Genomic DNA, 13,808 nt, shown 5'->3' on the forward strand with positions numbered 1-13,808 from the left:
TTCCTCCTATTAGACTTCGTCTACTTTTTATAAACTGTTTCACCATTTACTAAGGTTTCTAGCACTTCGTATTTCTCATCAATAATTGTAAAATTACCTAAAAGCCCTAGTTTGATTTCTCCCATAGATTCGTTCACATTCAACAAACGAGCTGGATTTTTCGTGACTGAATTAATAGCAATCACTTCTGGAAGCAACGCTTTTTCAACAAGATTGCGAACCATATTATTTAAATGGTTCGTACTTCCAGCTAACTTGCCATTGGCTAAACGGACCACATTTTGTTCATCAATAACCATTTCGATCCCTTTTTCTGGTTTTGGATAAACGCCTGGTTGACACCCTTTGGCCCAGATAGAATCTGTCACAGCAATTAAATAGTCCTTGCCTTTTAGTTTGGCTAACACACGTACTAATGAATAATCAACATGTACCCCATCAGCAATAATTTCAGCAAACGTTTCTTCACTATCCAAAGCAGCAACTACTGCGGTTGGTTTCCGGTGACTGATATCTTCCATTCCATTAAACGTATGGGTAAAACTTTTTGCACCTGCTTCGACAGCTGCCATTGCTTGTTCATAGGTTGCAGCCGTATGGCCAATTGAAATGACTACATCATGTTCATGACAATATGTAGTCAAGGCATTCTCTACATCATTTTCTGGTGCCAACGTCATTAATTTTATGTGCCCTTTTGCTAACTCTTGCCATTTTTTAAATGTCTCAACGGATGGTTTTACTAATAACTCTGGATTATGAGAGCCACGAAATTCTTCAGAAATCATTGGTCCTTCCGCATGAATCCCTATGATTTGTGCCCCGTTGGTTCCTTGGTCTTCCTCAATAAATGAACCAATCACTTCAAATGAATGTTCCAAGTCTTTTGGAAATGTTGTTGACGTTGTTGGTAAAAAAGCTGTAATCCCCTCTTCTGGAAGGTAAGCTTGCCACTCTTTGATAAATTCATGATTGGCATGATTGGCATCCCCACCATGCCAACCATGATCATGAATATCAATAAATCCTGGAAGAATGCGATTTGCTCCGTATTCTTTATCGACAGCTTTTTCATTGTACGGTAGAATTGCAACAATTCGTTGTTCTGACACTTCAACTTGAGCTGGTTGAAATTGTTCGTTAATCCATACGTTTTTACTTTGAATAATCATTCTTCCCACTTCTTCTCTTCAAAATTATTGTCCAACATTACTTTTTTATGAAAATAATGCATCTAAACTTTCTTCTGGCGTTGACGGTACACGTTGAATCGAAAGTTTAACACCTAATTCTTGTAGCTTTTTAAAGGCGTCTACATCTGTTTTATTAACGGCAACAGCGGTAGCTACTTGTTTTTTGCCTTCTTCCATATGCATATTACCAATGTTTAATTTTTCAATTGGCACACCACCCTCTACCAAGCGCAATGCATCAACAGGATTATCAACTAACAGAAAAATCTTTTGTCTTTCTGAGGCTTTATGAATGACCTCAATCGTTTTCTTAATGGAGAAAAAACGGGTTTGTACTTCTGCAGGGGCCGCCATGTTTAACAATTGTTGGCGCATTGTATCCTCAGAAATTGCATCATTTGCGACTAAAATTAAGTTGGCGCCTAAAGAACCGTTCCATTGTGTTGCGACTTGACCATGAATCAAGCGATTATCAATTCTTGTTAATAAAATATTCGGCATAGTGCTTCCTCCTCTTTTCTAATTGGTTAAATTCCGTCTGCTTCTTCTTGAGTATTTGCTTGTGGTTGTTCTAGTTTTTTATGAACAATCCCGTCTCTGGCTGAATCTGTGACCATTGAAACAAAATCTTCTACGTTCGTGCTGATTGTGCGTAATGCAAGCCCTTCAAGAACCATCGGTAAATTTGTTCCTGCTAGCACTTCGACATTTGGATAATTACTTGCGACAGTCATTGAAATTCTAAACGGTGTGCCACCTAAAAGGTCAGTTAAAATGACCACTGCTGGACACGTCTCCAGCATAGAGTCAACGGCTTTACGAATGTTTGACTCTAATACATCAAGCCCTGTATCATTGAAAAAAGGGACTGCCTGAACATTTGCTTGCTCTCCTGCAATCATACTAACTGATTGATGCATTCCAGTTGAAAATACCCCATGTCCCGTTAAAATAAGACCTATCATTTATTCTTTCTCCCCTAACTATTTACTGAGCTTACTATTTAATTGGATAAGCAGAACTTATTCCTCAAAGAGTGTAACAATTCTTGTAACAATTGAGTATGCTTTCCCATGATTTTGGACGATGATTTCTATTTAAGAACATGTCCCTATACAGATACAAGGCGTCCCAACTTAAATATGCTTTTGAAAAAATGCTCGATTACAACCGTTAACCCAAATGAGCCAAAAAATGTACCCATATACAACACAAGAATAACCAAGCTGACTGGTTGATTGGTTAAAAACGGGTGGACCAGTTTCAAGACCACTTGAAAAATAAAAACATTCGCTAAATAACTGCGATACGCATAAGTGGCTACCCATTTAACCATTGGTAAAAGACGAATCTTTTTGGCTATTCCTTGCGTTCCCAAATAAAAAACCAACCCGATAATCAGTAAACAATAGGCACTTTGAAGAGGATCCAAATAAGGTAGATCGTTCGGTGTCATCTGTGTTCCATCAAATAAATTCCCTTGGACTGCCTGCCAAAAAATAAAAAGAAACAACAGAAATAGCACCACTCTCGTCTTTTTCAAGAAAGTAAAAATTTCCCCCTGATACTTCGCTGCGATGACCCCGAAAATACCATAAATGAGATAACTAAGCCCTGAACGATCTATTAAGTACCAAAGAGAAGTTTCTGCATATGGAAAAATCATTTTCTGGTACCAGAAGCACCAAAGGATATGCGCACCGATTGTAAAAAAATAATTGGTAAAATCACTTTTTTGTTTTTTGTAATTCTTGTTGCCAACCAAATAAAATACGGCATAAATAATTGGAATTGCAACATCATTACGGCATACCATAGATGTGCCGCGCCATCACCACTGAGAACTTTTCCTAGAAATCCTAGGGGCGTTTCATAGGGCATTCGTTGTTGTAAACTAGGAAAAGCGTATAGATAGAGACTGGACCAGACCACATAAGGAAGCACCAATTCATAAAATTTTTCCTTTAAAAATTCAAGATACGATTCAGCTTGACTCTTTAACACCATGTTGTAAATAATTGCAAAAATAAACATGGGTGCCGAATATTTAGACATTCGGTAAAAACTACCGATTGAATTCATTGCTTCCGTTTGCGGAGAATGTGTCAACACATATGATAAAACCGTTTGTAAAATAACTGATGCTACAGCGAAAACTTTTAAAAAATCACTGATATTCAGATTTATTGGTTGTTCTTTACTCATGTACGTCCTCTTTCTTTCAATAATTTAGCGTGTAAGTAAGCGCTCGGATTAAGAACTTACTCACACGCTATTCACGCTTCTTTGATTTACATTGCTAGCGATTCATAATTGGCTAACAAGATGCCGCGTTCTTCAATCGCTTCTTTGACTTCTTGGGACGTTAATATTTCCACTTCACGAATTCGAGGCATACAATACCCTGATTGCTTTTGTAAAATAGTATCGATAAACGCAGGATGACAATTGATTTCAAAGACCTCTCCTTCACTACAAACAACCATATCAAGCAATTGCAAGATGGTTTCAGTTGAAATCGCCTTGTCATAAAATTGGTACAACATTTCATCTGGCGTGTGAACATCCTGATATAACTCTAAATAGTCTTTTGTTTCAATACTTCTCGAGGCGTTACGTAAAGGTAATTGATATTTGCGAGCAAGTGCCAAAGCTACGCCCAATAACTTTTCATTTTTTCCATGAACGTTATGATGAGAATCAATATGATCAGGGCGTCTACCACTTTTCATAAATGAAATAATTTGAGCATCCCATTCGTTATAAACCTCTTCTAAATTGACTTTTTCTTCAAAAATCGATTGATGCCAAAAATAACCAGCTTCATCTACTAAGGAAGGAACCATTTCTCGAGGTAAAATAGGTTTTGCTTGGTTCAATGTCAATGTTAAATGGACACCGATAGCTAAAGTCGGTGCACTGATTCGAGCACTCTCCATGGCCTCTAAAAAATAAGGAGAAGTTGGTAATGCGGTTGTTGAAGTAACCACGCCACGTTTGTGTGCTTCAATAATTCCTTGCGTTACCGCTGGCGTGTAACCAAAATCATCAGCGTTGATAATTAATTTTTTATTGCTCATTTTTCCCCACTCTCTCTTCTGTTTCATGAATTTTTAGTTGTTTCTCTATTGATTGTAGCTAAGTGGCGCCTTTCTTTATAGCTAGTTTTCTGATTGAGTGCTATAATCTACAAATAAGACCATGTCCCTAAAAAAGGACATTACGTTCACAAACGACAGGAGGGATCAGCATGCTGTTTTTAACCTACGATCCACAATTAAATCCAACAGAATTAGAGATTTACAAGTATATTAGCCACAATATTGAAAAAGTTCCTTATATGACAATTCGAGAATTAGCAGATGAAATTCATTTCAGTAAAACGGCAATCTGGCGTTTTTGTCAAAAATTCGAGTGTGAAGGCTATACAGATTTTAAATTTAAATTGAAGAATTATCTAAGCGAACGAAAAAAAACAGCCCAACCAAAATCTTTAGATGAAACAATGCTGATTCATTTTTTGCAACGCTCATCAGAAGAATTATTAGAAGGACGGATTGTTCAAGCTGCGGAATTACTGGCAAAAAAAGAATTTGTTCTTTTTATTGGCGAAGGAACGTCCAAAGTCCTAGCTGAATTTGGTGAAATTTATTTTTCCAGTATCTACAATTTATCTGCTTCTGTATCCCACCTTTTTTCCCATCCCGTTAGCAAATTATCCGAAGAAACGGCTAAAAAAGTGGGTGTTATCGCCTTATCAGTTTCGGGTGAAACACAAAAAGTTCGGCAAAATATTGATTATTTTATCGAAATGGGGATTGATGTAATTGCTATTACAAATAGCGAAAAAAGCACGATTGCTCAACTTTCAACAGTCACGATCCCCTACTATATAACAACCGAGAAAAGTTCCATTGCAGACGTAACGTCCCAACTACCTGCACTATTCTTAATAGAAAAGTTGGCGAAAACTGTTTCAACGATGTTAAATGAGTGTCCATAATCACTGCAAAAAAAGGAAGGAACTAGCAATTCATTTTGCTAGTTCCTTCCTTTTTAATTCTTCTATACTTATTTATACTGACACGTTTCTAAATGATCATTCACCAAACCCGCCGCCTGTAAAAAGGAATAGACTGTCGTGGCACCTAAAAATTTAAATCCTCGTTTTTTTAACGCTCGACTAATCTGTTGCGATAATTCCGTGGAGGCTGGAACCTCTTCTGGGTGCTGCCAGTGATTAACGATTGGTTGCTGATCGACAAAGTTCCAGAGGTAGCGATCAAAGGAGCCAAATTCTGCCTGAACTTCTTGAAAAACTTGCGCATTCGTGATGGTCGCTTGAATTTTTAAACGATGACGAATCACACCAGGATTTGCTAGTAAAGCTAAAATTTTTTCCTCATCATATCGCGCAATTTTCCGATAATCAAATGCATCATAAGCTGCTCTAAGCGTTTCTCGTTTATTCAAAATAATCGCCCAGCTTAAGCCTGCTTGCATACTTTCCAAGGTCAATAACTCAAATAACTGTTGCTCTTCATGAACTGGACGTCCCCATTCATCATCATGATAGGCTTGCATCTCTTCAGTTGTATTCGTTGCCCAAGTACATCGCTCCATTGCCCTGCCTCCTTTTATTTGCTAAAAAAGATGCGAACAAAGGGTACTGCCTGTTGTTCCACACCTTTTCTTATTCCTAATAAAATGCCCAGAAGTTTAACGCTTCATTCATCACTTCTTCGGCTGTAAATGTCCGTTTTGAATGGCCCTTTTCTTCTGAATCGTTTGGATCATTAATCCAGAAATCGCCTTTTTCATCCACACCACTCATCACCATAATGTGACCAGTTGTAGTGAAATAGCCCGGTTTGACAGAAATAATGACTGGATGACCTTCCTTCAAGAAAGCTGCCACTGTTTCAATATCCCCAATTTCTTGACAGTTATAGCCTTTCATTTCAGCATATGCACTAAAAATAGACCACGCCGTCCCTTGTCCTTCCATAAAGAAGTCATTTTTTGCCCAAGCTAACACATCCAGAGGGGTAACTTCTTGGTGATCCATGTATGAACCAACCATTGCAAGCGACACAATCGCACAGCCATTAATTTCGATTGTATTCGGCTTATCTACATTGCCAAATCCGTACGCGGTGTCTTTCCATTTAGCATCTGTCTGCAATTCTAACGGCAAATCCAGATGTCCATCATATTGCTTCTTTTCAATTTCTTGATTGACCTGTTGTCCATAGCTTAAAGGTTTGACTTTTTTCTCAATTTTAACTGGTGCTGGTTCTTTTGTTTTACTTGATTCAGCACTAGCTTTGACATATGAATCATCAAACCAACTTGAAAACCCACCCGATTTCATCGGCGAAAACTGCGCTAACAACCCGCCAAAGCCAAACGATACCAACAACACCGTGAGAACTTTTTTTTGGTAACCTGATGGTTTTTTTGACATACTATTCATCCTTTTCTATCTATTGACTACATCCGATAATCTTATGTATTTCTTATATGCTCACACATTATACTACTTTCTTTTTCGAAAAACAGAAACGTTGGTAAATTCTCATAATTATTGAAGGCGAACATATTTTCTTGAATTTTATCACAAAATTAGGTAAAATACAGGTAATTAGTCATTTGAGTTTTATTCTATTTTATTCGTAAAGGAGGCAGAAGAATGGATCAACATAAAGCTACCATCAAGAGCATTTCTAAACTGATTACGCTCTCTTCCCAACATTTCTTTTCGGCATTTTTAGAAGATTCTCAAGATCAAAAGAATAAAGAAAAGGAACGCAGTGCGCTTTTACAAGAGCTCCAAGTCGCTGCCGCCCAAAAATCCTTAGTGGTCTTACAATTGAAAGAAGTCCCTACAGCGCATAAATTCGAAACGGTGATCGGCTGGATTGTCTCAAAAAATATTTCGGACAATATCGTTGTTCGTTTACAAACGGATGAACAACAGTTGCGCATGATTCCTGTTGCTTCCGTCATGAAAGTCAGCACGTTAGCCAATCGTCACCAACGTCAAATTCACTAGAATATTGAAGTCTTTATAAAATAAATGGAAACCACCAACCCTAGCGATTGCAGGTTGGTGGTTTCTTTTATTTATGACTTTAGTCAAAATCCCATGAAACTTCTGACTTAGGACTCAACTTATTTCTTAGGAACAAATAATTGCGGTGCTACTTTTGCCAATAAGCCTAGAACTAGACTTACATACAAACAATTGACGACGGTACTTGTACCGTTTAGAACAAAGGAATAGAGATATGGGCTCATTCCTTCTGGTGCATACATGCCCCAAACCAATACACCCGCCCAAAAATGCCAAAACCAGCGGGCGAAGACTGCGACAACACTTCCTAAAATAATCGTACGAATGGCTGATTTTAAACGATTCGCTTGAAAATACAGTTGAATTTTTCTAGCGAATACGCCACCCATTCCTCCAAACGCAAAAGCAAAGGGATATTCAAAAATAATCTGTGGAACGGACAAGAAATTTTTCATGGCTGTACCGAGAATAATATTTAACATGCCCCAAACAAAGCCTGCTGCAACTCCAGGAAGCAACCCACGACGAAACGAATAAAGAACTAATGGGACCATTCCCAACGATAGGTCCAAGCCACTATTGGCAAATTCAATCGGTAAAAAAGAGAGGGCCATTGCCATTGCTGCGACGACTGTTCCTTCTACCCAAATACGTAAATCCATTTTTCTAGCCAAACAAATTTCCTCCTATGTTCTGACGCTCTCAACCACTAATACATCGTTATTTTACCATAGGGACTTTAGAAAAACACGTTTGTCGAACAAGCAAAAAAATAGCTGATCAGCATTTAAGGGAATCAACTCCTACTCAAACGCATGCCAGCTACTTTTTATCCATTAATCGTCCCGCTCAGTTGTCAAAATTTTACCAGAATGAGCATCGATTTTTACCTCTATTTTTTGTTGGCCCTCTTTCACTTTCACTTCCCAATAGGTGATTCCTAATTCTTTCTCTAACTTCCAATCTGTTGCCTGGCCGACTTTCGCTTCTTTTTCAGCCAAGGTTGTGGCTTGTTCTCTGGAAATGATATTTGTTAAATCAAGTGCCTCTTCTTGCATTTTAACGCCATTTTGTTCATCAGCATCCAAGGTTTCGACTTTTTCTTTTGTGAATTCGCCTGTCTCTGCGTTCACTTCAACTTGATATTCTTTTTGCTGATCCACGCCTTCTATTTCATAAAAATAACGTCCAAAATCTGTATCTAACTGCAGACTTGTTATTTTAGCTTCTGGATATTTTTTCTCAAATGCTGTCGTTACTTTTTCTAAAGAGACAGCTACCGCAGTTGTCTTCTCTGATGTCGTCGTTGCTTCTTGTTGTACAGATGTACTTGTTTCGCTAGTTGATATTACTGTTTCTTTTTGTTCATTTGTTGATGAAACAGCTTTAGGTGTTTTGGATGTACAGCCAGCTACCAAAAAGAGGGCAAAACCAGTCAGAGCGCCATAGAGTATTTTTTTCATTAAACAACCTTCTTTCCTTTTTATCATTTTATTATACTTGATTTCTCATCCAAATCATAGCTACAAAAAGAGCCCTACTTTAGTTGATAAAGTTAGAGCTCTCTCAGCCTTCATGGGCCAACATAAAAATTTCACCGAAATCATTCTCTTGTTCAATGTGCCAAATGCGTTTTTCACTATTATAGACAAGCGTTGCCAAAATTTCTTCTTTTTGGTAAGAGGTATTTTTCATCTTGCTAAGTGAATCTTCCACCAAGTAAATAGGAATCCGATATTCTTCTTTATCCACTTCCGTTTGTTGGAAGCAAAAAATAACACCTTCTTGCAAGATACCTTTCATATTTTTAAGTAATTCAGGACTTAATTTTTCGACAGGCGTATTTCGTTTAAAGAAGGCCTTTTTCTGGTTCACTTTCTCTAAAACAACACGTGTAATTTTATCAGCAAAGATTCGATAAAATTCATCAATATAACGATAATAGACACGCGTCATCTGATCTGCAAATTCAAAAAAGACAAAATCATTTTGTAGCTTATAAAAGAAAGGCGAATGCAAACTATTCTTCATGTGTCCAAAATAAAGAAGTTCCGAAATTTCTAATGGCGTTAGCTCTTTTAGCATCGTCACATCGGAAAAGTCAATCCATTTAATTTCTTCAGTCATCCAACGACGTTGTAGCGATTGAAAATAGCGATTGACGCTTTCTTCTCCGCGAATAATTTTCAAGCCTGAATGCATATCGTATTCGCCAGCTTCGGCAGAAGGATCTAATAATAGTAAGTTCTGTGGATGATGCACAATTGAACGAACAAAATCGGAATGGGTAATTCCTTTAGATAAAACCGCGTTGCTGGTTACATCTATATGTACATAAATTAAATCAAGCAAATTCCCATCTCCCCTCTACTAGCCTCCTTACCATTTTACAATATTTTCAAAAGAAAAGCTTGTTTCTTTTACTTTAAAATTCCATTACAAAATGAGGTTTTTTTTGAAAAATCAATCGGCTCAGTTGTTTTTTATTAAATCAAGGTCCGGCAAGCTTACCTATTCCCCAAAGAAAATAAATAGGTTTTTCAAATAAATTGTGGTAAACTTGATACATTAAAAGGAGGGAGAATATGCGCCCAAAAGAGAAAAAAAGAGGAAAAAATTGGTTAATCAACAGCTTATTAGTTTTACTATTTATCATTGGCTTGGCCTTAATTTTTAACAATCAGATACGCAGTTGGGTGGTTCAACAAAATAGCCGCTCGTACGCCGTTAGCAAGTTGAAACCAGCTGATGTGAAGAAAAATATGGCTCGTGAAACAACGTTTGACTTTGATTCAGTTGAGTCCTTGAGCACAGAAGCGGTGATGAAAGCCCAATTTGAAAACAAAAACTTACCTGTGATTGGTGCCATTGCGATACCAAGTGTCGAAATTAATTTGCCCATTTTTAAAGGATTGTCAAATGTCGCTTTATTAACTGGTGCGGGGACCATGAAAGAAGATCAAGTCATGGGGAAAAACAATTATGCCTTGGCTAGTCATCGAACGGAAGATGGCGTTTCCTTATTTTCACCTTTAGAAAGAACCAAAAAAGACGAACTCATTTATATCACTGATTTATCTACTGTTTATACATACAAAATAACTTCTGTAGAAAAAATCGAACCAACCCGTGTTGAGTTAATTGATGACGTTCCTGGTCAAAATATGATTACCTTAATTACCTGTGGCGATTTACAAGCAACGACGCGAATTGCTGTTCAAGGAACATTAGCAGCAACGACGCCTATTAAAGACGCCAACGACGATATGTTAAAGGCTTTCCAATTGGAGCAAAAAACCTTAGCCGATTGGGTGGCTTAATAAAAAAATCCTTGAAAAGTTTTGACACTTTTCAAGGATTTTTTGCTTTATTTCATCACTTGGCGTTCTTGCTGTTTCAAACGAGCAAAACCATAACGAATACCTGCAAATAATAAAACTAACGGAGATAAGAAAACAGAGATCATTAACCATTCACTTGTATACATACTACTAAAAGATAAATGATACGTGACAGCATACACTAGCGGCAGACTCATTATCAACAATAAATAATACAAACTCAATTCAAAAACATAGGATAAATAACTACTGTTCATCTTACTTCCCTCCCGTCTCTTTTTCCCTGAACAATTTGTTAACACTATTGTACCAAGGGGAAACAGAAAGTACTATCGGACTATAGTCCTAATCTTTCAGCTGTGCTTTTATTTTTTTCAACCATTTTGAGGTACCTGCTTCCACTAAGCGGTAAGTTTCCTCAAAATCACCAGTATAATAAGGATCAGGTACGTCCATGGTTTCTTTACCAGCCACAACTTCCATAAATAAATGAATCCGCCGTTGCTCTTCTTGAGGAGCTAATGCTTTTAAATCGGCCACATTATTCGCATCCATCCCAATGATATAATCATATTTTTTAAAATCACTTGGCTGGATTTGTGTCGCCCGCATTCCTTGATAGGAAATTCCTTGTTGCTCCAAAATTTTTCTGGTTCCCTTATGTGGCTGACTGCCAACTTCCCAGTGGCTAGTAGCTGCTGAAAACACTTGAATAGTCGATTCTAAACCGGCTTGTTGGACTTTCTGACGAAAAATCGCTTCTGCCATTGGCGAGCGACAAATATTGCCTAAACAAACAAATAACACAGTTACCACAACGTTTCACTCCTTCATAAAACTTTTTATCCTTCACACATTACTCATTGGCTTCTTGTTCATACAAATGATAAGCCATAAATTCTGTATCTTTCGCTAAACGGAATAATTGCGTCGCCATTTCCAAAGGAGTCTGAGGATATTCCTCAAGAATCCATTTCGTTAAGACGCCGCTACATCCATAGGAAAAGAAATTCGCATAAAATTGTTTGTCTTTATCTGTTAAATGGTTCTCAACATCGACTTGTTCAAATAATGAAATAAATAAGCGATTGGTCGAAGCGGAAAAAACATTAAGAAGAACTTCTGAATCTGAGGTCACCGTTGTATAGTAAAAATGACTCTTCTCTTTAATCGCTTTTAATAACTTCAGGGCTTGTTCCTCCCAGTTTTCCAAACAAATATCTGTTTCTAAGTAAATCAATGCATCGTGACGATAAATCCAACGTAATAAATCATATTTATCTGTAAAGTGATAATAAAATGTTTGGCGATTCAAGCCCACTTTTTTGGTAATATCTTGAACACTTATTTTACGAAAATCCTTTTGTTCACATAATTCTATTAAAGCTGAAGCGATTGCTTGTTTTGTATCGTGCGTTCCGCTCATGCTGATTCCTCCGCTCCTAATATGTATATACCTCTATAATTGCAAAAAAATGGCCAGATTACAATATTTTCAGATACATTTTATGCATATATTTAAAATTAAATGAATAAAAAAAGCGGCAACTAACGATTTTTGTTAGTTACCACTCCTTGTTATCAATTATTAATAGATGACTATTTAGCCTGGAAAACGCCATACAACAGCGCGGAATCCTGCTGGTGGTGCTGGTGACCAGTTAGAGTTAGAAGAAACATAACCAGAACCTCCTGGGTTGTTCGCTTCAACGATTTGGACACTTCCACCACTTACACCTGTAACTAAGACAGTATGCACGCCACCAATCCAGCTATCTGGACTATAGGCACTTTCATATTGAACAACATCGCCTGGTTGCACGTTACTCCAGCTAACTTGTGTTGCACCAGAAGCAACATAGCCACTGTTTGGACCACCATAACCGAAGTTAATACCGCCTGCCGCTAACCAGCGACGAACGGAAACTAAACATTCGCCTGGCTGATTCCAACCTGTTGCATAAGAATTACCAACATCTGCTAAAGCTGCATTAATTGCGGCTTGTTTTCCTGAAGTCACGCCACCATTCCCTGGTTTTGCTTCATTACCTTTTTCAGGAGTCGTTGGGTTAGTTACAGGAACTTCTTTTTCTTTTTCAGGTGCTGCTGCCACAGGTGTTGTTACAACACTTTCTGTTTCAGTACTTGAAGTTGTTGTTTCTTGCGTTGTGGTACTTTCAGTAGTTGTTGATGATTCTACTGCTGGTGTTGCGGCTTTTTCTTCAGCAGCAGATGCTGCTGCCTCATTGGCTGCTTTTGTTGCTTTCGCTTGCTCTGCTGCCGCTTTTTGTGCTGCGGCTTGTGCTTGCGCTGCCGCTTGTTCTTCTGCTTTTTTAGCAGCTGCACGTTGGCGTGCTTGTTCTTCTGCTAAACGTTTTTCCGCTTCTTTTTTCTGTTTAATGAAGCCGTCTTTTTTCCCTTGTTCTTCAGAACGTTGTGCTTCTAAATCATTTTTAGCCACTTCTTGTTGAATCTTCAATGTTTTTAATGATTCTGTTTTGTCATTTAGTTCTTTTGTTGCTGCTTCTAATTCAGCAATTTGTTTTTCAACATTCTTTGTTTTCTTTTCAACAGTCGCTTTGTCTTCTTTTTGTTGTTCTAGTAATTCATTGTTGGCGCTCATCATTGTTGAGACCGCTTGAACGCGACCAATTGCATCTGCTACTGAATCTGCATCTAAGACAGCATCAATAATTGAATCACTTTGACCATTCACTTGGACATCGCGTGCTTGTTTTGTCATTTGTACTTCACGTTTTTGAATACGGACATTCAAATCAGAAATTTCACTATATAATTTAGATACTTCTGATGATAGCTTGTTCTTTTTAGCTGTTAATGTATCGATTTGTTTGGCCGTTTCAACCATATCATTTTCAATCGCGGCAACTTTTGCTTCTGCATCTGACATTTGGCTAGTTAACGCATTAATTTTTTGATCTTGTTGTTGAATCTTTGTATCGTATTCATCTGCAAATGCTGCGGATGGCAACGCTACGCTTGTTAAGGTAATGGAACATACCATTAGAGCCGATAATACACTTTTCTTCAATCTGTTGTCCTCCGAAAATCCTTTTTTGTTAAGCTTTTTTATTATTTATTAAAATTTGAATAAATTTCTCTTTTTCAACGATAGAGCAATTGTAGCATAGCTGTATGTCACTGAGATAATATGGATGTTACAGTAATATTTCAATT

Annotated in this window: 16 protein-coding genes and 1 pseudogene; 3 read left to right on the plus strand and 14 right to left on the minus strand. The window is 37.6% G+C overall.

The features are described from left to right. Positions 1-20 precede the first annotated feature (20 nt). The 5 genes and pseudogenes from nagA to IGJ24_RS12060 form a co-directional block, all read right to left on the minus strand. On the minus strand, positions 21-1,172 hold the full coding sequence (nagA, locus tag IGJ24_RS12040) for an N-acetylglucosamine-6-phosphate deacetylase (protein WP_010821890.1): 1,152 nt from the start codon (positions 1,170-1,172) through the stop codon (positions 21-23). A gap of 45 nt (positions 1,173-1,217) precedes the next feature. Further along, positions 1,218-1,694 (minus strand): PTS N-acetylgalactosamine transporter subunit IIB, encoded by a 477-nt coding sequence (agaV, locus tag IGJ24_RS12045; protein ID WP_002355007.1) that lies wholly within the window; start codon positions 1,692-1,694, stop codon positions 1,218-1,220. Between the two features lie 26 nt (positions 1,695-1,720). After that, entirely contained in the window at positions 1,721-2,158 is a 438-nt protein-coding gene (locus tag IGJ24_RS12050) for a PTS sugar transporter subunit IIA (RefSeq protein ID WP_002361048.1), read from the minus strand. A 146-nt stretch (positions 2,159-2,304) separates the two neighbouring features. Next, positions 2,305-3,398, minus strand: a pseudogene (locus tag IGJ24_RS12055) (acyltransferase family protein). A gap of 86 nt (positions 3,399-3,484) precedes the next feature. Beyond that, entirely contained in the window at positions 3,485-4,300 is an 816-nt protein-coding gene (locus IGJ24_RS12060) for a carbohydrate deacetylase (protein WP_353890761.1), read from the minus strand. A 143-nt stretch (positions 4,301-4,443) separates the two neighbouring features. On the opposite strand from IGJ24_RS12060, the gene IGJ24_RS12065 reads away from it, so the two are divergent. After that, on the plus strand, positions 4,444-5,196 hold the full coding sequence (locus tag IGJ24_RS12065) for a MurR/RpiR family transcriptional regulator (RefSeq protein WP_002365331.1): 753 nt from the start codon (positions 4,444-4,446) through the stop codon (positions 5,194-5,196). A gap of 68 nt (positions 5,197-5,264) precedes the next feature. Here the strand turns inward: IGJ24_RS12065 and IGJ24_RS12070 are convergent, their stop codons facing one another. Both IGJ24_RS12070 and IGJ24_RS12075 read right to left on the minus strand, forming a co-directional pair. Next, positions 5,265-5,816 carry a DNA-3-methyladenine glycosylase I gene (locus IGJ24_RS12070; protein ID WP_002378947.1) on the minus strand — a complete coding sequence of 184 codons (552 nt, stop codon included), beginning with the start codon at positions 5,814-5,816 and terminating at the stop codon, positions 5,265-5,267. Positions 5,817-5,892: 76 nt separating this feature from the next. Beyond that, the gene (locus IGJ24_RS12075) at positions 5,893-6,669 is read right to left on the minus strand and encodes a peptidase C39 family protein (RefSeq protein ID WP_002372856.1); all 777 of its coding nucleotides are present in this window, start codon (positions 6,667-6,669) and stop codon (positions 5,893-5,895) included. A 216-nt stretch (positions 6,670-6,885) separates the two neighbouring features. Here IGJ24_RS12075 and IGJ24_RS12080 point away from each other — a divergent pair, with 216 nt between their 5' ends. Then, complete coding sequence (locus IGJ24_RS12080) at positions 6,886-7,248, plus strand: hypothetical protein (RefSeq protein ID WP_002354999.1); 363 nt, start codon at positions 6,886-6,888, stop codon at positions 7,246-7,248. A 119-nt stretch (positions 7,249-7,367) separates the two neighbouring features. Here IGJ24_RS12080 and thiT read toward each other — a convergent pair whose 3' ends face one another. The 3 genes from thiT to IGJ24_RS12095 all read right to left on the minus strand — a co-directional run bounded on the left by thiT (position 7,368) and on the right by IGJ24_RS12095 (position 9,621). Beyond that, a complete protein-coding gene (gene thiT / locus IGJ24_RS12085; protein WP_002354998.1) occupies positions 7,368-7,943 on the minus strand; it encodes an energy-coupled thiamine transporter ThiT in 576 nt (191 codons plus the stop codon). 162 nt (positions 7,944-8,105) lie between these two features. Next, entirely contained in the window at positions 8,106-8,759 is a 654-nt protein-coding gene (locus IGJ24_RS12090) for a PepSY domain-containing protein (RefSeq protein ID WP_289865686.1), read from the minus strand. Between the two features lie 76 nt (positions 8,760-8,835). Beyond that, positions 8,836-9,621 carry a hypothetical protein gene (locus IGJ24_RS12095; protein WP_002354996.1) on the minus strand — a complete coding sequence of 262 codons (786 nt, stop codon included), beginning with the start codon at positions 9,619-9,621 and terminating at the stop codon, positions 8,836-8,838. A gap of 233 nt (positions 9,622-9,854) precedes the next feature. Here IGJ24_RS12095 and IGJ24_RS12100 point away from each other — a divergent pair, with 233 nt between their 5' ends. Further along, the gene (locus IGJ24_RS12100) at positions 9,855-10,589 is read left to right on the plus strand and encodes a class A sortase (protein ID WP_002354994.1); all 735 of its coding nucleotides are present in this window, start codon (positions 9,855-9,857) and stop codon (positions 10,587-10,589) included. A gap of 47 nt (positions 10,590-10,636) precedes the next feature. Here the strand turns inward: IGJ24_RS12100 and IGJ24_RS12105 are convergent, their stop codons facing one another. The 4 genes from IGJ24_RS12105 to IGJ24_RS12120 form a co-directional block, all read right to left on the minus strand. After that, positions 10,637-10,867 (minus strand): hypothetical protein, encoded by a 231-nt coding sequence (locus tag IGJ24_RS12105; RefSeq protein ID WP_002385239.1) that lies wholly within the window; start codon positions 10,865-10,867, stop codon positions 10,637-10,639. Between the two features lie 88 nt (positions 10,868-10,955). Beyond that, on the minus strand, positions 10,956-11,426 hold the full coding sequence (locus tag IGJ24_RS12110) for a low molecular weight protein-tyrosine-phosphatase (protein WP_289865688.1): 471 nt from the start codon (positions 11,424-11,426) through the stop codon (positions 10,956-10,958). A 40-nt stretch (positions 11,427-11,466) separates the two neighbouring features. Beyond that, positions 11,467-12,036, minus strand: a complete 570-nt coding sequence (locus IGJ24_RS12115; RefSeq protein WP_002354991.1) for a TetR/AcrR family transcriptional regulator — start codon at positions 12,034-12,036, stop codon at positions 11,467-11,469. A 177-nt stretch (positions 12,037-12,213) separates the two neighbouring features. Next, positions 12,214-13,635: a CHAP domain-containing protein gene (locus IGJ24_RS12120; protein ID WP_025192717.1), complete on the minus strand. Its 1,422-nt coding sequence runs from the start codon at positions 13,633-13,635 to the stop codon at positions 12,214-12,216. Positions 13,636-13,808: the final 173 nt, after the last annotated feature.

Origin of the sequence: Enterococcus sp. DIV0546, from assembly GCF_051712785.1 — a bacterium.
Taxonomy (GTDB): Bacteria; Bacillota; Bacilli; order Lactobacillales; family Enterococcaceae; genus Enterococcus; species Enterococcus faecalis.

Bases quoted from the DNA above. Each gene is read 5' to 3' on its own strand.
- IGJ24_RS12060 (WP_353890761.1), bottom strand. From the start codon at position 4,300: ATGAAACAGAAGAGAGAGTGGGGAAAAATGAGCAATAAAAAATTAATT.
- IGJ24_RS12105 (WP_002385239.1), bottom strand. From the start codon at position 10,867: ATGAACAGTAGTTATTTATCCTATGTTTTTGAATTGAGTTTGTATTAT.
- IGJ24_RS12075 (WP_002372856.1), bottom strand. From the start codon at position 6,669: ATGAATAGTATGTCAAAAAAACCATCAGGTTACCAAAAAAAAGTTCTC.
- IGJ24_RS12050 (WP_002361048.1), bottom strand. From the start codon at position 2,158: ATGATAGGTCTTATTTTAACGGGACATGGGGTATTTTCAACTGGAATG.
- IGJ24_RS12065 (WP_002365331.1), top strand. From the start codon at position 4,444: ATGCTGTTTTTAACCTACGATCCACAATTAAATCCAACAGAATTAGAG.
- IGJ24_RS12080 (WP_002354999.1), top strand. From the start codon at position 6,886: ATGGATCAACATAAAGCTACCATCAAGAGCATTTCTAAACTGATTACG.
- IGJ24_RS12115 (WP_002354991.1), bottom strand. From the start codon at position 12,036: ATGAGCGGAACGCACGATACAAAACAAGCAATCGCTTCAGCTTTAATA.
- IGJ24_RS12120 (WP_025192717.1), bottom strand. From the start codon at position 13,635: ATGGTATGTTCCATTACCTTAACAAGCGTAGCGTTGCCATCCGCAGCA.
- nagA (WP_010821890.1), bottom strand. From the start codon at position 1,172: ATGATTATTCAAAGTAAAAACGTATGGATTAACGAACAATTTCAACCA.
- IGJ24_RS12070 (WP_002378947.1), bottom strand. From the start codon at position 5,816: ATGGAGCGATGTACTTGGGCAACGAATACAACTGAAGAGATGCAAGCC.
- agaV (WP_002355007.1), bottom strand. From the start codon at position 1,694: ATGCCGAATATTTTATTAACAAGAATTGATAATCGCTTGATTCATGGT.
- IGJ24_RS12090 (WP_289865686.1), bottom strand. From the start codon at position 8,759: ATGATAAAAAGGAAAGAAGGTTGTTTAATGAAAAAAATACTCTATGGC.
- IGJ24_RS12100 (WP_002354994.1), top strand. From the start codon at position 9,855: ATGCGCCCAAAAGAGAAAAAAAGAGGAAAAAATTGGTTAATCAACAGC.